General features: G+C 60.0%; 18 protein-coding genes. 15 read left to right on the top strand and 3 right to left on the bottom strand.

The features are described 5' to 3' along the window. Positions 1–180: 180 nt before the first annotated feature. On the bottom strand, positions 181–621 hold the full coding sequence (locus CES87_RS29240; protein ID WP_128608835.1) for a carboxymuconolactone decarboxylase family protein: 441 nt from the start codon (positions 619–621) through the stop codon (positions 181–183). Positions 622–826: 205 nt separating this feature from the next. Between CES87_RS29240 and CES87_RS29245 the strand changes: the two genes are divergently transcribed. From CES87_RS29245 to CES87_RS29265, 5 genes are all read left to right on the top strand, one after another. Beyond that, positions 827–2,260, top strand: coding sequence for a PLP-dependent aminotransferase family protein (locus tag CES87_RS29245; RefSeq protein WP_128608836.1), 1,434 nt, complete (start codon positions 827–829; stop codon positions 2,258–2,260). A gap of 123 nt (positions 2,261–2,383) precedes the next feature. Further along, entirely contained in the window at positions 2,384–2,677 is a 294-nt protein-coding gene (locus CES87_RS29250; protein ID WP_128608837.1) for an antibiotic biosynthesis monooxygenase family protein, read from the top strand. 198 nt (positions 2,678–2,875) lie between these two features. After that, the gene (locus CES87_RS29255; RefSeq protein ID WP_128608838.1) at positions 2,876–3,286 is read left to right on the top strand and encodes a cupin domain-containing protein; all 411 of its coding nucleotides are present in this window, start codon (positions 2,876–2,878) and stop codon (positions 3,284–3,286) included. 228 nt (positions 3,287–3,514) lie between these two features. Next, positions 3,515–4,225, top strand: a complete 711-nt coding sequence (locus CES87_RS29260; RefSeq protein WP_128608839.1) for an ATPase — start codon at positions 3,515–3,517, stop codon at positions 4,223–4,225. A gap of 216 nt (positions 4,226–4,441) precedes the next feature. Beyond that, entirely contained in the window at positions 4,442–5,044 is a 603-nt protein-coding gene (locus CES87_RS29265; protein WP_128608840.1) for a hypothetical protein, read from the top strand. Positions 5,045–5,171: 127 nt separating this feature from the next. Here the strand turns inward: CES87_RS29265 and ltrA are convergent, their stop codons facing one another. Continuing rightward, positions 5,172–6,464: a group II intron reverse transcriptase/maturase gene (gene ltrA / locus CES87_RS29270; protein ID WP_128606251.1), complete on the bottom strand. Its 1,293-nt coding sequence runs from the start codon at positions 6,462–6,464 to the stop codon at positions 5,172–5,174. Positions 6,465–6,966: 502 nt separating this feature from the next. Beyond that, positions 6,967–11,865: an NAD-glutamate dehydrogenase gene (locus tag CES87_RS29280; RefSeq protein WP_128608841.1), complete on the bottom strand. Its 4,899-nt coding sequence runs from the start codon at positions 11,863–11,865 to the stop codon at positions 6,967–6,969. A 505-nt stretch (positions 11,866–12,370) separates the two neighbouring features. Here CES87_RS29280 and CES87_RS29285 point away from each other — a divergent pair. The 10 genes from CES87_RS29285 (at position 12,371) to CES87_RS29330 (ending at position 25,620) form a co-directional block, all read left to right on the top strand. Beyond that, on the top strand, positions 12,371–12,724 hold the full coding sequence (locus tag CES87_RS29285; protein WP_128608842.1) for a hypothetical protein: 354 nt from the start codon (positions 12,371–12,373) through the stop codon (positions 12,722–12,724). A gap of 291 nt (positions 12,725–13,015) precedes the next feature. Further along, positions 13,016–13,975 carry a MoxR family ATPase gene (locus tag CES87_RS29290; protein ID WP_128608843.1) on the top strand — a complete coding sequence of 320 codons (960 nt, stop codon included), beginning with the start codon at positions 13,016–13,018 and terminating at the stop codon, positions 13,973–13,975. 5 nt (positions 13,976–13,980) lie between these two features. After that, positions 13,981–14,925: a DUF58 domain-containing protein gene (locus tag CES87_RS29295; protein ID WP_128608844.1), complete on the top strand. Its 945-nt coding sequence runs from the start codon at positions 13,981–13,983 to the stop codon at positions 14,923–14,925. Next, the gene (locus tag CES87_RS29300; RefSeq protein ID WP_128608845.1) at positions 14,922–15,416 is read left to right on the top strand and encodes a DUF4381 domain-containing protein; all 495 of its coding nucleotides are present in this window, start codon (positions 14,922–14,924) and stop codon (positions 15,414–15,416) included. Before CES87_RS29295 ends, CES87_RS29300 begins: the two co-directional genes overlap by 4 nt. Then, on the top strand, positions 15,409–16,488 hold the full coding sequence (locus CES87_RS29305) for a VWA domain-containing protein (RefSeq protein WP_128608846.1): 1,080 nt from the start codon (positions 15,409–15,411) through the stop codon (positions 16,486–16,488). The genes CES87_RS29300 and CES87_RS29305 overlap by 8 nt, the downstream gene beginning before the upstream one ends. Continuing rightward, positions 16,485–18,224, top strand: coding sequence for a tetratricopeptide repeat protein (locus CES87_RS29310; RefSeq protein WP_128608847.1), 1,740 nt, complete (start codon positions 16,485–16,487; stop codon positions 18,222–18,224). The genes CES87_RS29305 and CES87_RS29310 overlap by 4 nt, the downstream gene beginning before the upstream one ends. Beyond that, positions 18,221–19,861: a BatD family protein gene (locus CES87_RS29315; RefSeq protein WP_128608848.1), complete on the top strand. Its 1,641-nt coding sequence runs from the start codon at positions 18,221–18,223 to the stop codon at positions 19,859–19,861. Before CES87_RS29310 ends, CES87_RS29315 begins: the two co-directional genes overlap by 4 nt. 283 nt (positions 19,862–20,144) lie before the next feature. Then, positions 20,145–21,389, top strand: a complete 1,245-nt coding sequence (locus tag CES87_RS29320) for an exonuclease SbcCD subunit D C-terminal domain-containing protein (protein WP_128608849.1) — start codon at positions 20,145–20,147, stop codon at positions 21,387–21,389. Next, the gene (locus tag CES87_RS29325) at positions 21,386–25,027 is read left to right on the top strand and encodes an AAA family ATPase (protein WP_128608850.1); all 3,642 of its coding nucleotides are present in this window, start codon (positions 21,386–21,388) and stop codon (positions 25,025–25,027) included. Before CES87_RS29320 ends, CES87_RS29325 begins: the two co-directional genes overlap by 4 nt. After that, positions 25,024–25,620, top strand: a complete 597-nt coding sequence (locus CES87_RS29330; RefSeq protein WP_128608851.1) for a glutathione S-transferase — start codon at positions 25,024–25,026, stop codon at positions 25,618–25,620. The genes CES87_RS29325 and CES87_RS29330 overlap by 4 nt, the downstream gene beginning before the upstream one ends. Positions 25,621–25,689: the final 69 nt, after the last annotated feature.

A 25,689-nucleotide genomic window follows, 5' to 3' on the forward strand; every position in this document is an offset into this window, starting at 1 on the left:
GGGTGATTCATCCTTGATACAGACATGGTTTGTCACTCTACAACGCATGCTTAGGGCAATGCGAGAACCCTTGTAATTGGATGGACTCGCCCAAGCCAAGGCGGTGTGTCTGGTTCACCGTGGTGTCTGGTTCGCCAGCAAGCCGGCTCCTACAGGGTTGTGGATGGCGCAGGACTTGTATCAGGTGCTGGGAACTTGCCGAAAGCTCACGGCCAGGCGATTCCAGCTGTTGATGGTGGTGACGGCGATGGTCAGGTCCACCAATTCGCCTTCACTGAATTGCTCCCGCGCCTGTTCATAGACGTCATCCGGCACATGGTTCTCCGAGAGCAGCGTCACCGCCTCGGTCCAGGCCAGTGCTGAGCGTTCGCGTGGGTTGAAGAAGTTGCTGTTACGCCAGACCACGATGGAATACAGACGCCGGTCGGTCTCACCGAGACGCCGGGCATCCACCGAGTGCATGTCGGTGCAGAATGCACAGCCATTGAGCTGCGACGCACGGATCTTGATCAGGTGCAGCAGCGCCGGTTCGATGCTCAAACTGCTGGTCAGGGCCTCCATGGCGATCATTGCTTTCATCGCTTTGGGGGAAGCGCTGTAGTAATCCAGACGGGGGTTCATGGAGCGACCTCGGGCAGCGATGATGTGCTCTCACGGTAGTGGTTGATACGTGCGCGTTACAGATCCAATTCTACGGAATATCCATGGACCACCTAGTGCATGACCAATTGACGGTTTTTGCGCCACGCAACTTCTGTATGGCAGCCGGATGAGGGTACTCTGGCGCGACGCACACGCGCCTTCACTGCTGCGGAGCTTTGCCGGTATGGAACTACATGTTGTCATCAACGGACGCAAGGATCTGTCGGGCCAGTTGTACAACCAACTGCGCAGTGCCATCGAATCGGGTCGCCTGGCAGCAGGGACGCAGCTCCCACCCAGCCGCCTGCTGGCCGAGCAACTGGGCATTTCGCGCAAGACCATTTCCGATACCTACGCCCAGCTGACTTACGAAAACTTCCTCACCGGAGTGATCGGCAAAGGCACCTACGTCAACGCCCGGGCCTCGAAGGTCGAGCGCAAGCAGAGCCACTCCGAGCTGGCCGGTTTCGAGGTGATCGAGTCCTGGCGCAACCTGCCGGTATTTCTGCGCCACCCGACGCTGGAAGGCTCGCTGCGTTATGACTTCATTGGCGGCGCCACCAGCAAGGGCCAGTTTCCCCAGGACGATTGGCGACGCTGCACCTCCCACGCCTTGCGCCAGATAGCCGCTTCCAAAGGCTTTTACAGCCTGGCCGAAGGCCTGCCGGCGTTGCGCAATGCCATCGCGCGGCACATCTCGTTTTCCCGCGGAGTCAATTGCCAGGATGAAGACGTGGTGGTGTGCAACGGTGCCCAGCAAGCCCTGGACCTGATCTCCCGCGTGCTCACGCGGTCCGGCAGCATCGTGGCCATGGAAGACCCCGGTTATCCGCCCGCACGCCTGTTGTTCGGCACCCACGGCGCCACGGTGATCGGGGTTCCGGTGGATGCCGAGGGCATCCAGGTGGACAAAATCCCCCTCGGTACACGGCTGATTTATGTCACCCCTTCGCACCAGTTCCCCCTCGGCATGCCCATGAGCCAGGAACGACGGGTGGCGTTGCTGACCAAGGCTCATGAACTGGGGGCAATCATCATCGAGGACGACTACGACAGCGAATTCCGCTACGAAGGTCGACCTACGGACTCGCTGCAAAGCATGGACGAGCGCGGGATTGTCGCCTACGTCGGGACCTTTTCGAAAACCCTGCTGCCGGAACTGCGTCTGGGTTACGCGATACTGCCGCCAGCGATCCTCGAAGCGGTGATCCGCGCCAAGCAACTCACCGATCTGCATACCTCCACCCTGCCCCAGTGGGCGCTGGCCAAGTTCATCGCTGAAGGTTGCCTGCTCAAGCACATTCGACGCTGCCATACGATTTATGCAGGCAGACGTGACCGGATCCTGGCGCGCATGGCCGGTGATCTCTCGCCATGGCTCGAAGCGGTGCCAACCAGGGCCGGTTTCCACATGGTGGTGCTGTGCAAAGTGCCAATCGACGTTCCATTGGTGATCGAACTGGCGAAAAAGGTTGAAGTCGGGCTCTATGCCATCGACAGCTTTTTCTACCAGCAAGCGCCGCAAGCCGGGTTTTTCCTCGGTTTTGGTGCCATTGAAACCCTGGACATCGACATCGCCCTGGACCGCCTTCGAGACATTTTGCAGCAGGTTGCCTGACGGATTGGACTGCGGCTTTATCCCGCGATTGGCTATTGGTGGTCCGGGAGTGCAGGCCTATCCTGCATAGGCGTTATCCCTCAATGAGCAGGATTCGTCCGGCCTGATTCAGGAGTGTGAGCAATGTCCTACAACGTGATCAATACCGTAAAGGTGCAGGCCGTCTCCGGCCGCTCGGAAGAACTGGGTAAGCAATTGCAAAAGATTGTCGACACCCTGCGCGAACTACCGGGCTGTGACTCCTATATGGTCGACCGCTGCCCTGAGGACAGTAATCGCTGGACTGTCAGCGCCCACTGGCAATCGGAAGCAGCCATGCAATCGCATTTCAACAGCCCCCAAGTGCAAGGCTTTATCGACCTGATCGATTGCCAGTTGGCCAATGCCGTCGACTTCAACAGCTTTCCGATCCGATAGAAAAACGGTTAAAGATCGCAGTCTTTTGGCTGTTCTTGCAGGGTATGGGTACCTCTGCAGAAACTGCCGGAGGCTGCGATCTTTTTCGTTTACGGCCCCTGCATTGGTCCCCTGACCTTCCCGAATATTGGCTGTTTGTTTGTCACTCGTAGCGGACTAGATTTGTCCCTGACAACTCGTCCAACGCAGGTAATGAACATGAACGTTTTGCGCTTCTGTGCCGCTCCCCTTGTCGCCCTGACCCTGACCGTTTCCGCCTCGGCATTCGCCCATGACCCGTCGGAAAAGGTCACGGTTTTGCAAGACCAAATGCTGAAAAACGTGCCGGGCAAAAAAGCGCTGATGATTGAAGTCGACTATAAGCCCGGCCAATCTTCCATTGCTCACAAGCACGACGGTACCGCCATGGCCTACGTCCTCTCGGGATCTATTACATCCCAGGTCAAAGGCGAGAATGAGATTACCTACAAGGCAGGCGAGTATTGGTATGAGCCGGCAGGCTCCGAGCATCTGGTCTCAAAAAACGCCAGCGCCACCAAGCCTGCCAGGTTGCTGGTATTCATGGTCTTGTCGCCGGACGAGAAAGTGCTGGTCCCATTGAAAAACTGATCGCTGAACGGACAGCTATAAATAAATAGGCCTGAATCATCAATTCGGGCCTTTTTATTTCTCCGGGTAATTAACCAGATATCTTTACACCAAACAAAACTATTGCCCACTTAATAAAGGCTGATATTGGCTATTTCATCGCGCCGCTCCAGGTTTAGTCTGAATGCACTGCCGGTTATCTCCGGCTTAATAACTTCCCGACTGATGTTGTTTCACTGGAGAAACACCATGAAACTTGCGCTTGTCAGTACGTTGACGATAACGACTCTTTTGACCGGCTGTTCGATTCCCACTGCGCCTTCGGCGGTTTCTTCGCTGGACGGTATCTTCAGCAAGCCGGTGGGTCGCAGCAGTGCAACCAGCATTCCCAACGGGGCTAAAGTTTCTCTGGGCGTGGTGTACAGCCGCAATACCCAGGCCAACCGTGCCTATTTGCAGGATTACCAGGCCAATGCAGGCACCGGTTTCGGCCAAAGCTTGCTGGTGCAATCGATTCATGATGCCTATGTAGCCACCTCCAACCCTGATATGGCCGTGGATGGGGTCAAGGCCTCCCTGCAGCGGCAGTTCGGTTCGGTCACGGTGTATCCGGACATGCAAAGCCTCAAGGCAGCCAAACCGGACGTCGTCGCGGTGATCGACAGCCGCAGTCAACTCATGACTTCGCGCAGTTCGGACATCAAGGCCGATGTCAGTGCGGACTTCTACGACAGCAACTTCAACTACATCGGTACTGCACAGGGGCATGATGCCAAAGCACTCAGCCCGGTATGGGCGGACTATAAACGCAGTGAAGAAATTGTCGCCGATATTAACGAGCAGCAGAATGTGCAAGTAAGGGCACTGCAGAAGTTTGACCAATCGCTCAGTAATTTATTGACCAGGCCGACAGATAAGGTGTCAATGATCGATAATAAAACAGGCATGAATTTGTATTGATTTAAATGGCCCCATCGCGGGCAAGCCCGCTCCCACATTGGTTTTGTGCATGACGCAAATCCAATGTGGGAGCGGGCTTGCTCGCGAAGAGGCCCGAACAGGCAGCATTAATCCTTCGAAGCAATATCAGGCAACCATTTTCCGTTACCACTCGAAATCGACATCGCTATCCTGACTTCTCGCACGACGCGAATCACTCAGCACATGGAGTTTTTTATGAGTACGGAACAGGAAAGATCATTTATCGCATGCATCCGCTGCGACGATGCAAAGATGAAATTTTTCGATGAAATGCCTTCCCGCAGCGCAGGCCAAGGGAATCTTCTCACGAGCTATCATCATTATTCTGAAATCAGCAAGGGGATGGTCAAGATTCAGAGGGCTCTTCCCGCCACTCGCACTCGCTCGGACGAGATGATTGCGTTTTTCGACTGCTACGACGACTACTACAACATCCAGATTCTCAGCGAAGCGTACCTCGGGAAATACCTCAGCAAAAACACTAATGGCATTCTCGGCGCGTTTCCTGCCGCCGGCGGTGATACCACTTCATTTAATTTGCTGAATGCCAATCAAGACATCATTACCCTGGATGATCTCAAGACTGACACGGTCAGCGTCTATCTCAAGGCCCGCAACACAGGCATGGTGAAACGCCAACTGATGCAGAATCCGAATCTGTATTGCTTTGGCGATCAATCCGGGGAGTCCGTGAAGTTCACTCTGAGTATCCTGGAGCGGAACGTTCCCCTTAGGACCATTTCTGAACCCTACCCCTTGTACATCGAGCCAAGGCTTCAGGATGACGACGAGGATTGATCAACCCGTCATTCGCAGGAATCCCCCGTAACGCTTGAAATCGGCATAGGGGGCGGCCTTCATAGGCCGCTCCCCTGCCACACCACCCGGCATGCGGGTCCGCACCGGGCGGTTCGAGAGATTGAGGTTATGAGAGTCGCACCAGACCCAGTCTGTCGAACCACGCCACATTCAACACTCGATTGAGCTCAAAGCGGCTGTTACGCCACCAGCTATGAGAGTTGGCCGCCACTTTCCGAGCCGTTTGGCTGCTGGCTCCCAACCCCCGCAGTTCGCGGTAAATCGTCGGACCACGCCTCCATTGTTTAAGCTGGATCGCTCGCAATCGGTGTCGCATCCACTCGTCCAGCTCTCGCCAGATTTTCGGCGTTTGTGACAACCCGAAGTAAGTTTTCCAGCCCATAAGATAAGGGCGTAGGTTCTCGACAACTTGTCGCAGACTGCGACCGCCTGAGCGACGGGTGAGTTCGCGTATCCGTTGTTTGAACTGCTTGCGCGCCTTGACCGCCACTGCTCTTTTGACGCCTTGTGGAGAAGCCCAGAAGGCGTATCCCAGAAACTTGCGGCCAAACGCGCTCGCCACCGCACTCTTGCTCTCGTTGACGCTCAAGTGCAGCCTTTCATACAGACGCTTCAGCAAGTCCATCACCCGTTGCCCCGCCTTATGACTGCGGACATACACATTCGCATCGTCGGCATAGCGCACGAAGCAATGACCTCGACGCTCAAGCTCCCGATCCACTTCGTCCAGCAGCACATTCGCCAGCAACGGCGACAGCGGACCGCCTTGCGGCGCCCCGCAGCGGCTTTTCTCGACCACGTCATTGATCAGCGTTCCCGCATCCAGATAAGCCCGGATCAAGCGAACAACCGCCCGGTCCGCGATCCTTTTGCCTAGACGATCAATCAAAATGTCGTGATCGACCCGGTCAAAGAACTTCTCCAGATCAACATCCACCACCACTCTGCGCCCTGAAGACACATGACGCTGAGCCGCTAGAACGGCATCCTGCGCCGAGCGCCCCGGGCGAAAGCCGTAGCTATGTTCACTGAACGTCGGATCGAGTATTGGCTGCAAGACTTGCAGGAACGCTTGTTGGATCAAGCGGTCGGTGACCGTGGGAATACCCAACTCGCGCTGACCGCCGTCAGGTTTGGGAATGACCACTCGGCGTACCGGACTGGGCCGGTAGACACCTGATAGAAGCTGTTCACGAATTGTTGGCCATCGAGTCAGCAGATGCTCGGCGGTCTGTTCAATATCCAGACCGTCGACTCCCGCCGCACCTTTGTTGGCCTTGACCCGCTTCCACGCCCGTTTCAGGTTTTCTCTCGCAAAGGCCCGCTCCAGCAGCCCTTGCCCTGCGTTGTCGGGTTCATTTTGCGGGCGATTGACCTCGTCGCTGACGGAGCTTCTCACGGTTTCACCGTTCGCAGTCTCTATCCGCCCCGCGTTTGGCAGGCATCTGACTTCCGGTCGTTCGCATCAACATGGCCTATAACGCTTTCTCTCGTTCGGCCCTTCGTCAAAAAAAAAGACTACTACGGCCTCTGCTGACTTCTCGCTCCGGCTTACGCCGTCGCCCTTTCAGGCACGAGGCGAGATCTCCCCAGGTAAGAACGCAATCCTTCCCCGCACAACCGCCGGATTTACGTTGCCGCCCTTTGACCACAAGAGCTTTGCGATTTATTGCCCGCTCGCCCTGGTCGGCATCGCCTTATATCCGGTTCTTGTCCATCGGCTCACGGTTTCGATTCACGCTTCCTCCCCACACTCGGTCACCCTCATGCAGTTGCGCTTCACTTCGTTCGCTGTGGTCAGCTCACGGCGGGACTTTCACCCACAAGATTGCGCCCATGCTGGGCGCACAATAAAAAAGCCCCGTATCTCTCGATACGGGGCTTTTTCATTCAACGCCTAATCAGGCCGCAGGCTCCAGTTCGGCGCTGGCCGCGGTAGCGGCGGCGGCAGGTACTACTGCTTGACCGCTCAACGCCACGTCCAACAACTCCCGGTTGGCCACCGCGTACATGGCGTAGTCCGTGCCGCTGGCGGCACGGATTTCCACCAGCATGGCACGCCAGCGTTCGATCGTGCTTTCGTGCTGCGCCATCCATTGCTCCAGGCGTGTTTCCACATTCTGGGTGCCACCGCCCTGTTGCAGGACGGAGATGGTGATCGCACGTTGCTGCCAGTCGACGTCATCGCGGAACGCTTCACGGGCCAGTGCCTGCCAGTTATTTTCAACCGGCAGCGCGCTGATCTGTTGCAGGTACCAGGTGATGTCCAACGCACTGCCCACGGCGAAGTAGGCCTTGGCCACGTCCGCAGGGTCCTGGCCGGTCACATCGGAGGCTTCGATGATCGGCAGCAAGGTGTACAGGTGCGTGGTGCCAGCCACCATGCGCGCCAGCAACTCAGGCACGCCAGCCGCAACGTAAGCCTGATAACGGGTCTGCCAGGTTTCGCGGATCTCGCCACTGAGCAGTTCGTCGAGCTTGAGGCCCAACGCCGCCAGATGCGGACCGAAGTGCGCGACGTCACGAGCGGCGTTCTGCTCGTTGCGACGGGCACGCAGGAACCAGCGCGTGGCGCGACGGCCCAGACGCATCAGCTCGTCCATCAGCTCCAGTTGCACGTCGGCGGAAACCTTGTAGTCCAGGTTTTCAATCTGACGGAACCAGTGCGGGAGGTGGAAAATGTCACGCACGATCACGTAGGCACCGGCCACGTTCGCCGGGCTCATGCCGGTCGACTCTTTGAGTCGTTGAACGAAGGTGATGCCCATGTGGTTCACCAGATCGTTGGCGATCTGGGTGCTGACGATTTCGCGCTTCAGACGGTGCCGGCGCATGGCTGCGGAGAACTTGCTCACCAGGGTCGGCGGGAAAGCGGTTTCCATGTCGCGGGTCAGGTAGTCGTCATCCGGCACCAGGGAGCCCAGCAGCTGCTCCTTGAGGTCGATCTTGCTATAGGAAATCAGCACCGACAGCTCGGCACGCGTCAGGCCATGACCGGCCGCGATGCGTTCATTGATCTGATCTTCCGCCGGCAGGAACTCGATGGCGCGATCCAACTTGCCTCGAGCTTCCAGATCGTTCATCAGACGCTTGTATTCAGCGATCCGTGGCAGGGCACGACGAGCCGCCAGCGACAGGGCCTGAGTCTGCTTGTAGTTGTTGCCCAGCACCAGACTACCAACTTCGTCGGTCATGCTCGCCAGCAACTGGTTACGTTGCTTGTCGGTCATGTCGCCAGCCTGAACCACTTCGTTCAGCAGGATCTTGATGTTCACTTCGTGGTCGGAGCAGTCCACGCCACCGGCGTTGTCGATGAAGTCGGTGTTAGAGCCGCCGCCATTGAGGCCGAATTCCACACGACCCAGTTGGGTCATGCCGAGGTTACCGCCCTCGCCCACGACTTTGCAGCGCAGTTCATTGCCGTTCACGCGCAGTGCATCGTTGGCCTTGTCGCCGACATCGGCGTGGCTTTCGCTGCTGGCTTTGACGTAAGTACCGATACCGCCGTTCCACAACAGATCCACAGGTGCCTTGAGCAAGGCATTGAGCAATTCGGTCGGGGTCAGCTTGTCGGCCTTAATGTCGAAACGCTCTTGCATCTGCGGGGAAATCGCGATGCTCTTCGCGCTACGGGAGAAGATCCCGCCGCCTTCGGACATGATGCTGGTGTCGTAATCCGACCATGCCGAACGCGGCAGGTCGAACAGACGCTGACGCTCGGCGAAGCTGTTGGCCGCTTCCGGGTTCGGATCGATAAAGATGTGCAGGTGGTTGAACGCTGCGACCAGTTGCAGCTTGTCGGACATCAGCAAGCCGTTACCGAACACGTCACCGGCCATATCGCCGACGCCCACCACAGTGATGCTGTCTTCCTGGACATTGATGCCGCGCTCGCGGAAGTGGCGCTGTACGCCAACCCACGCGCCCTTGGCGGTGATGCCCATTTTCTTGTGGTCGTAACCGGCCGAACCACCGGACGCAAACGCGTCACCCAGCCAGAAGCCGTAGTCGATGGCAATGCCGTTGGCGATGTCGGAGAAGGTCGCAGTGCCCTTGTCCGCTGCTACCACCAGGTACGGGTCATCGTCGTCATGACGCACGACGTTGGCCGGCGGTACCAGTGCGCCGTCTTTCAGGTTGTCGGTGATGTCCAGCAGACCCGAAATGAAGATGCGGTAGCAGGCGATGCCCTCGGCCGCGATCTCGTCACGGCTGCCGCCCAAAGGCAGGCGACGCGGCAGGAAGCCGCCCTTCGCGCCCACCGGCACGATCACCGAGTTCTTCACTTGCTGGGCTTTTACCAGGCCCAGGACTTCGGTACGGAAGTCTTCTTCACGGTCAGACCAGCGCAGACCACCGCGAGCGACGTTGCCGAAGCGCAGGTGCACGCCTTCGACGCGTGGCGAGTAAACGAAGATTTCGAATTTCGGTACAGGCTTCGGCAGTTCAGGGATCAAGTGCGGGTTGAACTTGAAGCTGAAGTACGACTTGTTATGGCCGTTGGCGTCAGTCTGGTAGAAGTTGGTCCGCAGGGTCGCCTTGATCAGGTCCAGGTAACGACGCAGGATGCGGTCTTCGTTGAGCACCTGGACGTCGTCCAGAGCGCTGAGAATCGCTTGTTCCAAACGCTGTTCGAGGTCGTCGCTGCTGAGCTTGCGCGCCAGGTAGAAACGGGTCTTGAACAACCGGGTCAGTTCGCGAGCGATGTCGGTGTGGTTGTTCAGGGTGCTGGCGATGTAGCCCAGGTCGAAGCCCAGGCGGATCTGCTTCAGGTAACGGGCGTAGGCACGCAGCAAGGCCACGTCGCGCCATGGCAGGCCGGCGGTCAGTACCAGGCGGTTGAACGCATCGTTCTCGGCATCGCCGCGCACGATATGGACAAACGCGTCCTGCAGGGTGTCGTTGAGTTGCTGGATGTCCAGATCCAGGCCCTCAGCGGCAGTGAACGCGAAATCGTGAATCCAGAACTCGCGGCCGCTGTTGTGACGCAGACGATACGGGAACTCACCCAGCACGCGCAGGCCGAGGTTTTCCAGGATCGGCAGGACGTCGGACAGGGCCAATGGGGTATCGGCGTGGTACAGCTTGCAATGCAGCTCGCGCTGACCGGAGACCTGGCCTAGTGGCTGATAGAAGCTCATCACCAGCGGATTTTTGTCGTTGAGGTTCAGCAGGTGCTGCATGTCGACCACGGCCGAATGCGCTGCGAAACGCTCGCGGTAACCGGCCGGGAAGCCTTTCGGGAAGTCGGCCAGCACGTTGGTGCCCTGGGCTTCGCCGAAGCTTTCGACGGTCAGTGCGGAGTAGTCGTCCTGCCAGCTGCGGCAGGCCTGGATTACTTCGTTTTCCAGCTGTTGCGGGTCGATGTCGAGGCGGTTTTTCGGGTCGACGCGCAGGATCAGTTGCACGCGGGCCAGCACGGACTCGGAGAAGAACGTCCAGAACTCGCAATCCGAGGCTTTCAGGCGATCCATCAGTACTTGCTGGATCTTCTGGCGCACTTCGGTGGAGTAGATATCACGCGGCACATAAGCCAGGCAGTAGCAGAAACGGCCGTACGGATCTTTGCGCAGGAAGACGCGAATCTTGTTGCGTTCCTGGATTTGCACGATTGACATCACGGTGCTGAACAGCTCGTCCACCGGAGTCTGGAACAGATCGTCGCGCGGCAGCACTTCGAGCACTTGCGCCAGTTCCTTGCCCAGGTGAGCCTTGGACTGGAAGCCGGAGCGGTGTTCGATTTCCGCAACCTTGCGGCGGATGTACGGAATGGCGCGCACGCTCTCGCCGTACACCGACGAGGTGTACAGGCCCATGAAACGGCATTCCTTGATGACCTTGCCATCAGCGTCGATTTCACGGATCGATACGTAGTCCGGGTAAGCCGGACGGTGTACACGACTCGGATGCGCGGCTTTGGCGAACGTCAGCAGTTTCGGCTCGCGCAGGTAATTCACGGCGTAGTCTTCGATGCGCAGGTCATCGTAGGTCATGCCGGTACGCAGCGATTTGGTCAGGCCCAGGAACGAGTTCTGGTCGTAGACGATGTGACCGCCATCGGCCTCATCGCTGACCACGAACTCTTCGTAGCCAAGGAAGGTGAAGTGGTTGCCCACCAGCCATTCCAGGAAACTCTTGATTTCGCTCTTTTCGTCGGCATCGACAGCGAACCGGCTGTTGTCCAGGTTGGTCAGGATTTCCTGGACCTTGGCTTTCATCGGCTCGAAATCAGTTACCGCGACGCGCACTTCACCGAGCACCTGCTCCAGCTCTTTGGTCAGCACGTTCAGTTCGGCTGGGTTGGCGCAACGGTCGATTTCCAGGTACATCAACGACTCTTGCAGCACGTCGTCGCCCTGGGTGCCTTTGGGCAGGATTTCCAGCAACTCACCCTTGCTCCCGCGACGTACGCTCAGCACGGTGGTTTGCAGGGTATGAATGCTGAAGCCGCGACGGTTCAGCTCGGTACGCACCGAGTCCACCAGGAACGGCAGGTCGTGGTGCAGCACTTCGACCGCGGTGTGGGTCGACTGCCAGCCGTGACGTTCGTAATCGGGGTTGTAGACGCGCACTTGCGGTTGCGCATGATCGAAGCGCTCAAGCAGGCGCCACGCAGAAAGGGTACAGCCAGCGAGATCGGACAACCGACGTTGGGTCAGTTCGTCCAGGGAAATGATGCCAAAGAATTGTTCAGCGAACAGCGCCACTTGTGGCAGTGCCTGTTCACTGATGTGCTGCGCCAGTGCCGCTTGCAGTTGGTGCTGGAAGTCGGCTTTGCTGGCTGCGGTGAAGAACGCCATCTGTGGTACTCCGCTTGGGCTTGTTATTGATGGAAGCGTCGCGTGCAAAACCCCTGATCGGGGCTACCCGTCACCCTGCTCCTGATTCTCGGGCAGAGGAAACAGGATGACAGGTGGGTGAAGCTGGTCGAGACACTCAGGTCACATTCACCTTCCATGAATGGGCATCTGCAAAAGCGACTGGGCTGCGGGCAACGCAATGCCTTTACAGGTGCTCATCCGTTGCGCAGCTTAACGAGTGCGGCAAGGCCCGTGCTTGCGAAGCTGCGACATATTCGGTCAACGGTATGCAGCTTGGTGGCGGTGCATCGAAGAACACTAGCAGTCGTACGGAAAAATGTCGGGTTTCTGTCCGGTTTTGCGGTACATCCGTACCAGAAATGACCAACAACACTTTGGCCAGTCACAACACATCCTTCGACACTCGGGCGAGCAGAAATTCACTGAGGCTGGCAGAATCGCCTTTTGTACGCCTTCATTACGCCCACCGAGCCAGGAATTCCCCATGCAAATGACCACCGCCCTCTTGATCGTCAACCCGTGCGATGACGAAGAAGACAACATGGCCATGCTCTGCTGCCACAGCGACAAGGGCGAAATGTTCCTGATGACCCGTTATCCGGACGAAGACGAGCTGGAAATCACCCTCGACGGCGAACCCTCGACGCTGGATGGCGTGAAAGTCACCCTTAGCCCTACGCGACTGCTGATCGAAATCGCTGCGGCGGATGCTGATGTGCTTAATGGTGATGATGTGCTGGAAATCACTCACGACACCGATTCGAGTGATCTGGCTGAGGTTGAAGAGACCTTGCAGAACATTCTCAAGGGGACTGGGACTTACATCAGCCAGCTTTGATGGTGCCTGAGCGTGCCTCTTCGCGGGCAAGCCTCGCTCCTACAGGGATTGAATCGGACGCGATATCTGCGGACGACATCGACACCTGTAGGAGCGAGGCTTGCCCGCGAAGAGGCCCGAATGAACGACGTCTCCCTCTCGCCCGTACAAACATCCAACAGTTTGCCAATCATTTCCCGCCCTTTGCACAAAATGCCGTTAGTCGCCGCCCCCCGCGATGGATTAAAGTAACGCCCCCAGCCCTGGCGTTATACGAACGTCTTCGGTCACCCTTTCCAGGAACAGTCATCGATGGAACATCGTGAAGCGCTGCTCGCGCTGCGAACCTTTCTTTCAACGCAGATTCTCGGCCAGGAAAAACTCATCGAGCGCTTGCTCATCGCCCTGCTTGCCGACGGCCATATGCTGGTCGAGGGCGCCCCTGGCCTGGCCAAGACCAAGGCCATCAAAGAACTTGCCGAAGGCATCGAAGCCCAGTTCCACCGCATTCAGTTCACCCCCGACCTGTTGCCTGCCGACATCACTGGCACGGAAATCTATCGCCCGGAAACAGGCAGTTTCGTGTTCCAGCAAGGTCCGATCTTCCATAACCTGGTGCTGGCGGACGAAATCAACCGTGCCCCGGCCAAGGTTCAGTCGGCATTGCTCGAAGCCATGGGCGAGCGCCAGGTGAGTGTCGGACGCAGCACCTATGAACTGTCGCCACTGTTTCTGGTGATGGCCACGCAAAACCCTATCGAGCAGGAAGGCACGTATCCGCTGCCCGAAGCCCAGCTCGACCGTTTCCTGTTGCACGTGAAGATCGGCTTCCCGGATGCCGCCGTCGAACGCCGCATCCTGCAGCAAGCCCGGGGCGAAGCCCTGCACGGCGAGGCCAAACCCGAACGCCGGGTCAGCCAGCAGGCCATTTTTGCCGCGCGCAAGGAAATTCTCGGCTTATACATGGCCGATGCAGTGGAGGAATACCTGGTGCAGTTGGTCATGGCCACGCGCACCCCGGCCAAGTTCGACCCGGAAATGGCCGAGTGGATCGCTTACGGCGCCAGCCCTCGCGGCTCCATCGCCCTGGACCGTTGCTCCCGGGCCCACGCCTGGCTGGCCGGACGCGACTTCGTCAGCCCGGAAGACATTCAGGCGGTGCTGTTCGATGTGTTACGCCACCGCATCATTCTTTCCTTTGAAGCCGAAGCCGCTGGCATCGATCAGGACCGGGTTGTCCAGCGGATCCTCGACGTCGTAGCCGTCGCTTGACCCCGATGAACGCCCTCCTGCCGCCCCAACCAGGTGTCCGCATCACGCTCGCCGAGATGATCGAGATGCGTCATCGCGTGCGCGAAGTGCAACTGTTCTCCACGCCGAGCCAGCGCAGCCCGCTGATCGGTCTGCACCACTCCAAGCTGCGCGGACGTGGCGTGGACTTCGATCAGGTGCGGGTCTATCAGGCAGGCGACGACGTGCGGACCATCGACTGGCGCGTCACCGCGCGGACCCAGGAGCCGCACACCAAGCTATTCCACGAGGAACGCGAACGACCGATTTTCATCATGGTCGAGCAGAGTCGCCGGTTGTTTTTCGGCTCGGGCCTGATGTTCAAGTCGGTGCTTGCCGCCCAAGCCGCGAGTCTGATCGGCTGGGCTGCGCTCGGGCATAACGATCGGGTTGGCGGGCTGGTGTTCGGCGACAACGAGCACTACGAAATCAAACCCCGGCGCAGCAAACAGAGCCTGCTGCAACTGCTCAACCGGCTGGTGCGGGTCAATCAGTCGTTGAACACCGAAAGCGAGCCGGACCGCGATGCATTCGGTATTGCCCTGCGCCGCGCCCGGGAAGTATCGCGCCCCGGCAGCCTGGTGATTGTGATTTGCGATGAGCGCGCCTTGTCCGAGAGCGCCGAGCAGCAACTGAGCCTGTTGTCGCGACATTGCGACCTGTTGCTGCTGCCGGTGTCAGACCCGCTGGATCACGCCCTGCCCGCCGCCGGTTTGCTGCGTTTCGCTGAGCGCGGTGCGCAACTGGAACTCGACACGCTTAATTACGATCTGCGCCAGACCTACCGCGCGCAGGCCGAAGTGCGCATCGCCCGCTGGGAACTGCTCGCGCAAAAGCTGCGGGTGTTGCTGATGCCGTTGAGCACCCAGAGCGAAATGGTCGAGCAACTGCGCGAGTACCTGAACCCTCAAAAGCCGGGGAAAGGTCGATGAACAGTCTCGAACAACTGCAACCGCTGATTTCCCCGCCTCCGATCGAATCCTGGCCGCCGGCGCCGGGCTGGTGGTTGTTGCTGTTGCTGCTGCCCGTGATCGGCTTCGGTCTTTGGAGACTTCGTCGATTCATTCCGCAAAAGCGCCCGATCGTGCGCGCCGAACAACCGTTGGACCCGGTGCGCGTCGCTGCACTGGCAGAACTGGCACTGATGCCCAAGCCCTACGACGGCGCCCCCGCCGGCGCATGGCTGCAGCAACTCAATGGCCTGCTCAAGCGTCTGTGCCGCAACCATTATCCCTATAGCCAGAGCCATACCCTCAACGGGCGCAAGTGGCTGGCCTTCCTCGACAACCGCTGCCCGGCTGCCGGGCTGACCCGCTGGATGGTACTGGTCGAAGGCGCCTACAAACCCGAATGCAAGCTCGACGACAAGGCCATCGCCGGCTTGACCCAGGCTGTCGAAACCTGGATTCGCAAACATGTTTGAGTTCGCCTGGCCGTGGATCTTCGCCCTGCTACCGTTGCCGTGGCTGATGCGTATCGTGCTGCCGGTAGCCGACAGCGGCGAGCCGGCGCTCAAAGTCAGCTTCCTCAGTGACCTCGAAGGCCTGGTCCGACGCCGCGCCCGAGCGAACCTGCCGGCATGGCGACAACAGGCGCCATTCCTGCTGCTGTGGTTGCTGCTGCTGACCGCCGCAGCGCGCCCGCAATGGCTCGGCGAACCGCTGCCGATTGCGGCCAGTGGCCGTGACCTGCTGGTGGCGGTGGACGTGTCCGGCTCCATGGATTTCCCCGACATGCAGTGGCAGGACGAAGACGTCAGCCGCCTTGCGTTAGTCCAGCATTTGCTCGGTGACTTCCTCGAAAGCCGCGATGGCGATCGGGTTGGCTTGATCCTGTTCGGCAGCCAGGCCTACCTGCAAGCGCCGCTTACCTTCGACCGGCATACCGTACGCGTCTGGCTCGACGAAGCGCGTATCGGCATCGCCGGCAAGAACACCGCCATCGGCGACGCCATTGGTCTGGCCCTCAAACGCCTGCGGCAACGCCCGGCACAAAGTCGCGTGCTGATTCTGGTGACCGATGGTGCCAACAACAGCGGTCAAATCGACCCGCTCACTGCGGCGCGCCTGGCGGCCAGGGAAGGCGTGAAAATCTACCCGATCGGCATCGGCGCCGATCCGGAGGAAAGTGGTACCCAGGGTTTCCTCGGTATCAATCCGAGCCTGGATCTTGATGAGCCTTCCCTGAAAGCGATCGCGCAGGCGACCGGCGGCCGTTACTTTCGGGCGCGAGATGGCAAGGAACTGCAAGCGATCAAGGACACCCTCGACCAACTGGAACCCGTGACCCAGCAACCGACCCAGGCCCGTCCGGCCCAGACGTTGTATCACTGGCCGCTAGCGATGGCGCTGTTATTGAGCATGCTGATGGTGGCCCGCGAGCTCTGGCCGGACAATCCGCTGCAGCGTCTGTTTAGCAAGAAACTGTTTTTGCCAACGCAAATGCCTGACTGGCGCCAGCGTCTCAAGCGTCTGCGCCTTCGGAGACGCCGATGAGCGCGCTCTGGCCGTACTGGTTCCGCCCCTGGTGGCTGTTGTTGTTGCCGCTGCTGGGCTGGTTGCTGTGGAAACTCTGGCACCGCCAAAAGCGCGCCGGGCGTTGGCAGATGATTCTGCCGCCGGCCTTTCATGCGGCACTGCTCAGTGGTGGCAGCGGACGCGACAGTAAACTGCCATGGGTGGCCTTGGGTGTGGCGTGGCTTCTCACCGTACTCGCGCTGCTTGGGCCGAGCTGGGAGCGTGTCGAGCAGCTCGCCCAGAAACCCGCCGACCCATTGGTGGTGATCCTTGAGTTGACCCCGGAAATGCTCGCCACCGACGTTCAGCCCAACCGTCTGGAACAGGCACGGCGCAAGCTCTTCGACCTGCTGCAAAACCGCAGCGACGCGCAGACCGCCATCGTCGTATTTGCCGGTAGCGCACACACGCTCGTGCCGCTGTCGGACGATCTGGCCACCAGCCACAATCTGCTGGATGCCCTCAAGCCGTCGTTGATGCCCGAAGCCGGCCATCGCGCCGATCTGGCGGTGATCAAGGCCCTGACCCTGCTGGAACAAGGCGCCCTTGGCGACGGCCGGATTCTACTGATCGGCTCGACCCTGACGGAACAGGAACGCCTGGGGATTCGTCGTGCACTGAGCGGCAAATCCACCCAGTTCCTGATGCTTGGCATCGGCACCGCCGAGGGCGCGCCGATCACCCAGGAGGATGGCAGTTTTCTCAAGGACGAACAGGGTGCGATTCTGGTGCCCCATCTGGACGAGCCGGGCCTGAAAGCCTTCGCCGATGATCTGGACGGACGCTATCGCCACGCGCGCCTGGCTGACAGCGATCTGCGGGCTCTTGGCTTGCTCGATGGCCCGCGCAACCTGCGCAACGACGGCCAGACCTTGCGTTTGGACAGTTGGGCCGATCAGGGTTACTGGTTGCTATTGCCGCTGTTGCTGCTGGCGGCCTGCGCCGGTCGTCGTGGCTGGTTGCTCTGCCTGCCGTTGCTGCTGGCGCTGCCACAATCAAGCTATGCCTTCGATTTTCAGGATCTGTGGTTGCGCCCCGACCAACAAGGCATGCACCTGCTCAAGCAGCAACGCCCGGCCGAGGCCGCTCAGCACTTCGAAGATCATCAGTGGCAAGGCGTGGCCCTCTACGATGCCGGCGATTACAGCGGCGCCGCCCAGCGGTTCGCCGAAGGCAACGATGCCCATGCCCACTACAATCGAGGCAACGCCCTGGCCAAAAGTGGTGAGCTGGAGGCAGCGCTGGATGCGTATGAACAGGCACTTGAACGCCAACCGGACTTGCGCCCGGCGTTGACCAACAAGGCATTGGTGGAAAGCCTGCTCAAGCAGAAAACCACCCCGCCCACCGCCGAGCCAGACAAAACCGCCAACGAGGAGTCCCAGACTGCTGCGCAAGAACCACCACCTGGCGCTGCCACGCAGGCGCAGAGCCCGGGCGAGCCGAAAAACGCTGAGCAACAGTCTGGCTCCGATACCGAACAATCGCCCAAGGCGCCGCCAAAGGCTGGCACCAATGAAGTTCCGGGCAGCGAGTTGGGGGACGAACAGCACACCACGCCGCCCATGCGACCGGCCAGCGACAGCATCGAGGGCGAACAGCAGCAGGCACTGGAGCAATGGCTGCGGCAGATTCCGGATGATCCGGGGGAATTGCTCAGGCGCAAATTCTGGTACGAACAGCAACAACATCAGGATCAGGGAAAAATTCGATGACCCGCTTCACCGCTTTCATGTTCGCCATTGTGTTGTGGACCACTCAGGCCCAGGCAGCCGAGTTGGTCGCCAGTGTCGATCGCACGCACCTGAACTCCGGCGAGACGATCGAACTGACCCTGGAATCCAACGACGTGACACAGTTCGGCAAGCCTGACCTGACGCCACTGGCGCCGCTGTTCGAAGTGCGTGGCACCCGCCAGGTCAACCAGTTGAACACCCTCAACGGCGACAACCGCGCCACCACTCGCTGGATCGTCACCCTGCTGCCGCTGCAAAACGGCAGCGTGGTGATCCCGTCGCTGAAGCTGGGCGACGTCCAGAGCCAGCCGATAACCGTGCAAGTGGTCGAGAGTCAGGCCCAGGAGAATCCGAACAAACTGGCCGCGGTGTTCATCGACGCCAGTCTCGATCAAACCAGCGTGTACGTGCAGGCCCAGGCGATCCTGACCTTGCGTATCTACCATTCGGTGTCGCTGTACGACGACAGCAGCCTGCCGCCATTGCAGATACCCGATGCGCGCATCGAGCAGTTGGGCGAATCACGAACCTACGAAAAAGACATCAACGGCGTGCGCCACGGCGTGATCGAAATGCGCTACGCGATCTACCCGCAACACAGCGGTGAGTTGATTATTCCAGGGCAGATCTTCAATGCCGCGCTCGTGGATGCGCAACCTATCAAGGACGCTGCATCGCAGACACCGAAGTCCGGCAAACTGATGCGTGTCAGCTCTGGCGAACTCCTGCTGACGGTCAAGGCCAAACCCATCACCTACCCCGCCGACCTGCCCTGGTTACCGGCTCGCAGCCTGACGCTCAGCGAAACCTGGAATCCGGAGCCGGAGCACGTTCAGGCGGGCGACTCACTGACCCGCAGTCTGACGGTGAAGGCCGAAGGCCTGGCCAGTTCGCAACTGCCGCCGCTATCGGGCACCGAAGTCAGCGGCTTGCGCCGTTATCCGGATCAACCGGTGCTGGGCAACCAGAACAGCGAGCGTGGCCTGGTCGGCAGTCGCGAGGACCGCGAAGCGCTGGTGCCGGCCCGCAGCGGTTCAATTGAGTTGCCGTCGGTTGAAGTGGTCTGGTGGAACACTTTCGAAGACCACCTTGAACACAGCAGCCTGCCGGCCAGAACCCTGCAAGTGGCGGCCAATCCGAGCCTGATGGTCGACACACCGGCCGGCACCTCACCACTCAACGCATCTGCCGACAGCGAAACCCTGTGGCGCTGGAAGCTCAGCAGCCTGATCCTGGCTTGCACCACCCTTCTTGGCTTCGGCCTGTGGTGGCGAGCGCGCTGGCAACCGGCAATCCTGCGTGCAACGCAAGCCGGCCCAAGCCCGCGCACCGTGCTCGACGAGCTCAAGCGCGCCTGCCAGGCCAACGACTCCCACGCCACCCGCCAGGCCCTCGACGCCTGGGCCCGGCAGCAACCGGAAACCCTGGCCGACATGGCCGCCCGTTTCGTACCACTGTCCGACGCGCTGGACGGCTTGAACGGTGCGCTGTACAGCGAGACCGGCCAGCATTGGCAGGGGGAAGAACTGTGGCGGGTGATTCGTACGATCCCGATAACTGAACGGGCTCAGGACCCAACTGGCGACAGTGGGCTGCCACCGCTTTATCCCAAATAGAAGCCGCCCCCCCTGATCGTTCCCACGCTCCGCGTGGGAATGCCGCCTGGGACGCTCCGCGTTCCGCTCGCGACGCACGGCTTGAGACTTGCGCAATGGTGACGCGGAGCGTCACGGGATGCATTCCCACGCGGAGCGTGGGAACGATCAGTACGGTGAACAGTTCGCAAGGTCGTGACTGTCGGCGGCTGGCCACATTGAACGCGTTTGCCAGTAAACTCTCTCCCCTTTCGCCGCTGTCATTTCCTTCGCGGCCATCACCTTTCAAGTAGCGGAGTTCGCCTTGCGTCTGTTCCACACCTCCGACTGGCACCTTGGGCAGAACCTGCATGGCCAGGATCGCGATTTCGAGCACGGCTGTTTTCTCGACTGGCTGCTGCGTCAGCTCAAACTCGATCAGCCCGATGTGCTGCTGATCGCCGGCGATATCTTCGACACGGTCAACCCACCGGTCAAAGCCCAGGAACGCCTTTACGACTTCATCGTCAGCGCCCACGAGCAGCAGCCGCTGCTGACCATCGTGATGATTGCCGGCAACCACGATTCCGGCTCGCGGATCGAATTGCCCGCGCCGTTGATGCGCCGTTTGCGCACCCATGCATTGGGTCGGGTGCTGTGGCTGGATGACGGTCAACTGGACGCCGAACGCCTGTTGCTGCCGTTGCCCGATGCCAGCGGCAACATCGCCGGCTGGTGCCTGGCGCTGCCGTTCCTGCGTCCGGCCGAAGTCACCGGTGCGCATCTGGGCGACAACTACCTGCGCGGTATCGGCCAGGTTCACGAATGGCTGATCGAAGCGGCCAACGCCAAGCGCCAACCGGGTCAGGCACTGATCGCCATCAGCCACGCGCACATGGCCGGCGGTTCGGTGTCGGAAGATTCCGAGCGCAGCCTGATCATCGGCAACGCCGAAGCCCTGCCCGCCAGCTTGTTCGGGCCGAGCATCAGCTACGTCGCCCTCGGTCATTTGCACAAGCCGCAGAAGGTCAATGGTGAAGAACGGATTCGCTACAGCGGTTCGCCGATTCCGCTGTCGTTCTCCGAAATCGCTTACCAGCACCAGATTCTCGACGTCACCCTCGACGGCGAATCGCTGATCAGCATCGAACCCAAACTCATTCCCCGCGCCGTGAATCTACAACGCATCGGCCCGGCGCCATTGGCGGACATTTTGCTGCAACTGGCCGACCTGCCGAACATCGACCTGTTGGCCGACTACCAGCGCCAGCCATGGCTGGAAGTGCGGGTGCGCCTCGACGAACCACAACCGGACTTGCGTCACCAAGTGGAAACCGCCTTGCAAGGCAAGGCCGTGCGCCTGGTGCGCATCGCGGCCGAATACGCCGGCAACGGCAGCCGTGAAGGCAACGATGACGGTGCGACGCTGATCGAACTGGACCAACTCACGCCCCAGGAACTGTTCAGCCGCGCCTGGCAGGACAACTACGGCAGCGAGGTTGACGAACAAACCCTCAAGGACTTTGCCGAGCTGCTGCAAGATGTGCAGATGGAGAGCGAACAGCCATGAAGATCCTCGCCATTCGCCTGAAAAACCTCGCCTCGCTGGCCGGCCCTTTCGAGATCGACTTCACCGCCGAACCGCTGGCAAGCGCCGGCCTGTTCGCGATTACCGGCCCGACCGGCGCGGGTAAGAGCACGTTGCTCGATGCCTTGTGCCTGGCGTTGTTCGGCACTGTGCCGCGGCTCAACAGTGTCCAGCCATCAGCCAAGGCGCCGGACGTTGACGGCGAAATCGGCACCGGCGATCCACGCACGCTGTTGCGTCGCGGTACCGGTGAAGGCTACGCGGAAGTGGATTTCGTCGGCATTGACGGTCGCCGCTATCGCGCTCGCTGGGAAGCCAACCGCGCAAGGGAGAAAGCTGGTGGCAGGCTGCAAGCCAGTCGGCAAAGCTTGCGTGACATCGACCAGGATCAACTGCTGGCCAGTCAAAAGCTTGAGTTCAAAAGCAAGATCGAGTCGGTACTGGGCCTGAACTTCGAACAGTTCACCCGCGCCGTGCTGCTGGCGCAAAGCGAGTTCAGCGCCTTCCTCAAAGCCGATGATAACGACCGCAGCGAACTGCTGGAAAAACTCACCGACACGGCGCTCTATACCCGGCTGGGCCGTCGCGCTTTCGACAAGACCAAAGAAGCCCGCGAAGCGCACAAGCTGCTGCAGGATCAGGCCAACGGCGTCACGCCGCTGGCGCCCGAAGCCCGGGCGGAACTGGATGAGCGCTTCAACGCAGCAAAACAACATTTGAAATTGCAGCAGGCCCAGCTCAAGCAGCTTGAGTTACAGCACACCTGGCTCAAGGAATTGCGTCAGTTACAGGACGCGCAACACAGCGCCACCGAACAACGGCAAGCGGCTCAGACCCATTGGCAAAGCCTGGCCGGCGAGCGCTTGAAGCTGACCCGCCTGGAGCAACTGGCGCCGCAACGGCACCAGTTTGCCCGCAAAGCCCAGATCGACGCGTTGCTAACACCCTTGGCGGCGCACATTGCCCAACATACGCAACAGCATGGCGAATTCGGCGAGCGCCAAACGCAGCTGGAGCAACGTCTCAGCGCAACCCGGATCACATTGGGCGAAGCGCAACAGCGGCAAACCGATGGCGCACCGTTGCTGCGCCAGGCCTTCGAAGAGCAAAGCACCCTCGCCCGTCTCGCCAGGGATGCCGCCCTGAGCGCTGAAACACAGCACAAAGCCGAACTGGCCTGCACCCAGGGCCAGAGCGCGATTCAAACCTTGCACGAACGGCAAATCCAGGTCGCCGAACACTTGCAGCGCATGGCCGCCGCGCTGGAACGAAGCGTCCATCTGGCGCCGTTGAGCGATGCCTGGCATGCCTATCGAGATCGCCTGCAACAGTTGATGTTGATCGGCAATCGACTGAATCAGGGGCAGGCCGAACTGGCCAATCTCGAACTAAACGCGACGCGTACCGCACAAGCGCTCACCGCGCAGAAACAGCAGCTGGAAGTGTTGTTCAACGAGGCCGGTGCCGAACCGGATGCCGTCGCCGAGCAGATCGGCATTCTCGGCAACCTGTTGCAGGACAACCGCAAACAACTGCGCGCCATTGAAGACTTGACGCGGTTGTGGGCCAGCCAACAGGAACTCGACAAGCGCGCTGCCGAGTTGCAACAGCGCCAGCTCATCGCGCAACAGGAACGCGAGCGCCTGACTCAGGACGGGGTAAAAACCAAGTCTGAACTGAGCGTCGCCGAGCAGACCCTCAACGTCACCCGCGATCTGCTGGAGCGTCAGCGACTGGCGCGTAGTGCCAGTGTCGAAGAATTGCGCACGCAGTTGCAGGATGATCAGCCATGCCCCGTTTGTGGCAGCCACGAGCATCCGTATCACCAGCCCGAAGCGCTGCTGCAAAGCCTCGGCCGTTTCGATGAAAGCGAACAAGCCAACGCCCAGAAAGCCGTCGACCTGCTCAAGGAAAAACTCACCGATCTGCGCGCAGAAGTCGGCGGCCTGATCGCTCAACAAAAAGAGCTGCTGCAACAGCAGGAGCAATTGGCAACCCAGCAACAAGCCTTGTCGCCGAGCCTTGAAGCGCATCCCCTGACAACCCAACTGTTGAGTCAGGACGTCGACAAGCGCGACGGATGGCTGACCCGGCAAAACAGTCAGTTGAATCAAAGCATCACCCAGGATGAGCAAAGACAAACCGCCCTACTCACCCTGCAACAGGATGCCGCGCGCCTGACTCAGCAATTGCGCCACGCCGAAACCGCGCATCAGCAAGCGGCCCGGCATTTGGACAATCAACAGCGCGAACTGAGCAGTGACCGTCAGCGTCTGGACGAAGAACTCACCGCGTTCGCCAGCCTGCTGCCGACCGAAACCCTGCAAGCGCTGCGTATTGAGCCGGCCGCGACCTTCATGCAACTCGATCGGCAGATCACCGAGCGCCTGGCGCAACTCGATCAACAGAAGGAAGAGCTCGCCGAACAGCAACAGCGTCAGCAAAACCTCGAGAAGGAACAGGATCGGCAGCAAACCCGCGTGCAACAGTTACAAGCGGCCGAACAGCAGCTCAATGCGCTGACTGAACAAAAACGGGCGTGCCAGCACACGCTCGGGCAGTTGCTCGGCGAGCACGGCAGCGCCGAGCAGTGGCAGCAGCAACTGGAACGGGGTGTGGAAACCGCACGCAGCGCCGAAACCACGACCGCTCAGGAGCTGCAAAGCGTCCACACGCAACAGGTGCGAATCGCCGCCGAACTCAAGTCCCAGCAAGAGCGTTTGCAAGCTCTGGAAAGCGAGGGCACGGAACTGGCCGGCAACATCGCCGACTGGCGCGCCCGTCATCCGGAGCTGGATGACGGTGGCCTCGAAGACCTGCTGCGCGTCGATGACGCCCAGGTCAGCGAGCTGCGCCAACGCTTGCAGCACAGCGAAAAAGCCATCGAACAGGCCAGCGTCCTGGTGCAGGAGCGCGACAAGCGTTTGCTCGATCACCAGGCGCAGCACAACGGTAACCTTGACGCCGAACAACTCGATACCGCCCTCCCCGAACTGCAAAACCAGTGCGCCGTCAGCGAACAGCTTTGCGCCGAACTCCGCGCCCAACAGGCCGAGGACCAACGCCGGCAGAACGCCAATCAGGCGTTGGCGCAGCAAATTGCCGAGGCTTACACCGAGTATCAACGCTGGGCACGCCTGAATGCATTGATCGGCTCGGCCACCGGCGACACCTTCCGCAAGATCGCCCAGGCCTACAACCTCGATCTGCTGGTGCACCACGCCAACGTGCAACTGCGCCAACTGGTGCGGCGCTATCGCCTCAAACGGGGCGGCAGCATGCTCGGGCTGTTGGTGATGGACACCGAGATGGGCGACGAACTGCGTTCGGTGCATTCGTTGTCCGGCGGTGAGACCTTCCTGGTGTCGCTGGCCCTGGCGTTGGGTCTGGCATCGATGGCGTCGAGCACGCTGAAAATCGAATCGCTGTTCATCGACGAGGGCTTTGGCAGCCTTGACCCGGAATCTTTGCAACTGGCCATGGACGCCCTCGATGGCTTGCAGGCCCAGGGGCGCAAGGTCGCGGTGATTTCCCACGTACAGGAAATGCATGAGCGGATTCCGGTGCAGATTCAGGTTCACCGTCAGGGCAATGGCCTGAGCACCCTGGAGGTGAAATGACCACGCTGTATTCTTTTCGCCGCTGCCCGTACGCCATGCGGGCGCGCATGGCCCTGCGTTATGCGGGGGTTGCCGTGAACATCGTCGAAGTCAGCCTCAAGGCCAAACCCGCCGAGATGCTCGCGCTGTCGAGCAAAGGCACGGTGCCGGTGCTGAGCGTTGAAGGCCGGGTCATCGACGAAAGCCTGGAAATCATGCGCTGGGCCGTCGCGCAGAATGATCCGCAGGACTGGTTGCTCAAGGGCGATCAGCAAGGGCAACTCGCCATGGCGGCGTTGATTGAGGAGAACGATCAGGCGTTCAAGGTGCATCTGAACCGCTACAAGTACGCCGAACGCTATCCCGATCAACCGATGGCGTTTTATCGCGCCGAAGGTGAGGTGTTCCTTCGCAGACTTAATGAGTTGCTGGAGGGGCGCGACTACCTGCTGACCGGACATCCATGCCTGGCCGATGTGGCGTTGATGCCGTTCATACGGCAATTCGCCCATGTCGATCGTGAGTGGTTTGCGCAGACGCCATATCGACGGTTGCAGGCGTGGTTACAGCGGCTTCTTGAGTCGGACCTGTTCACCTCGATCATGAAAAAATAACCAATCCCCTGTAGGAGCGAGCATGCTCGCGATGGTCGCCAACGATTACGCGGGAAGCCTGACACCCCA

The sequence above is a fragment of the Pseudomonas sp. ERMR1:02 genome (assembly GCF_002277815.1).
GTDB lineage: Bacteria > Pseudomonadota > Gammaproteobacteria > Pseudomonadales > Pseudomonadaceae > Aquipseudomonas.

What these genes read in the sequence shown, in the direction of transcription:
- CES87_RS29245 (WP_128608836.1), top strand. Translation starts at nt 827, where the DNA reads ATGGAACTACATGTTGTCATCAACGGACGCAAGGATCTGTCGGGCCAG.
- CES87_RS29255 (WP_128608838.1), top strand. Translation starts at nt 2,876, where the DNA reads ATGAACGTTTTGCGCTTCTGTGCCGCTCCCCTTGTCGCCCTGACCCTG.
- CES87_RS29285 (WP_128608842.1), top strand. Translation starts at nt 12,371, where the DNA reads ATGCAAATGACCACCGCCCTCTTGATCGTCAACCCGTGCGATGACGAA.
- CES87_RS29295 (WP_128608844.1), top strand. Translation starts at nt 13,981, where the DNA reads ATGAACGCCCTCCTGCCGCCCCAACCAGGTGTCCGCATCACGCTCGCC.
- CES87_RS29330 (WP_128608851.1), top strand. Translation starts at nt 25,024, where the DNA reads ATGACCACGCTGTATTCTTTTCGCCGCTGCCCGTACGCCATGCGGGCG.
- CES87_RS29280 (WP_128608841.1), bottom strand. Translation starts at nt 11,865, where the DNA reads ATGGCGTTCTTCACCGCAGCCAGCAAAGCCGACTTCCAGCACCAACTG.
- CES87_RS29310 (WP_128608847.1), top strand. Translation starts at nt 16,485, where the DNA reads ATGAGCGCGCTCTGGCCGTACTGGTTCCGCCCCTGGTGGCTGTTGTTG.
- CES87_RS29260 (WP_128608839.1), top strand. Translation starts at nt 3,515, where the DNA reads ATGAAACTTGCGCTTGTCAGTACGTTGACGATAACGACTCTTTTGACC.
- CES87_RS29250 (WP_128608837.1), top strand. Translation starts at nt 2,384, where the DNA reads ATGTCCTACAACGTGATCAATACCGTAAAGGTGCAGGCCGTCTCCGGC.
- CES87_RS29315 (WP_128608848.1), top strand. Translation starts at nt 18,221, where the DNA reads ATGACCCGCTTCACCGCTTTCATGTTCGCCATTGTGTTGTGGACCACT.
- CES87_RS29265 (WP_128608840.1), top strand. Translation starts at nt 4,442, where the DNA reads ATGAGTACGGAACAGGAAAGATCATTTATCGCATGCATCCGCTGCGAC.
- CES87_RS29290 (WP_128608843.1), top strand. Translation starts at nt 13,016, where the DNA reads ATGGAACATCGTGAAGCGCTGCTCGCGCTGCGAACCTTTCTTTCAACG.
- CES87_RS29325 (WP_128608850.1), top strand. Translation starts at nt 21,386, where the DNA reads ATGAAGATCCTCGCCATTCGCCTGAAAAACCTCGCCTCGCTGGCCGGC.
- CES87_RS29240 (WP_128608835.1), bottom strand. Translation starts at nt 621, where the DNA reads ATGAACCCCCGTCTGGATTACTACAGCGCTTCCCCCAAAGCGATGAAA.
- CES87_RS29305 (WP_128608846.1), top strand. Translation starts at nt 15,409, where the DNA reads ATGTTTGAGTTCGCCTGGCCGTGGATCTTCGCCCTGCTACCGTTGCCG.
- CES87_RS29300 (WP_128608845.1), top strand. Translation starts at nt 14,922, where the DNA reads ATGAACAGTCTCGAACAACTGCAACCGCTGATTTCCCCGCCTCCGATC.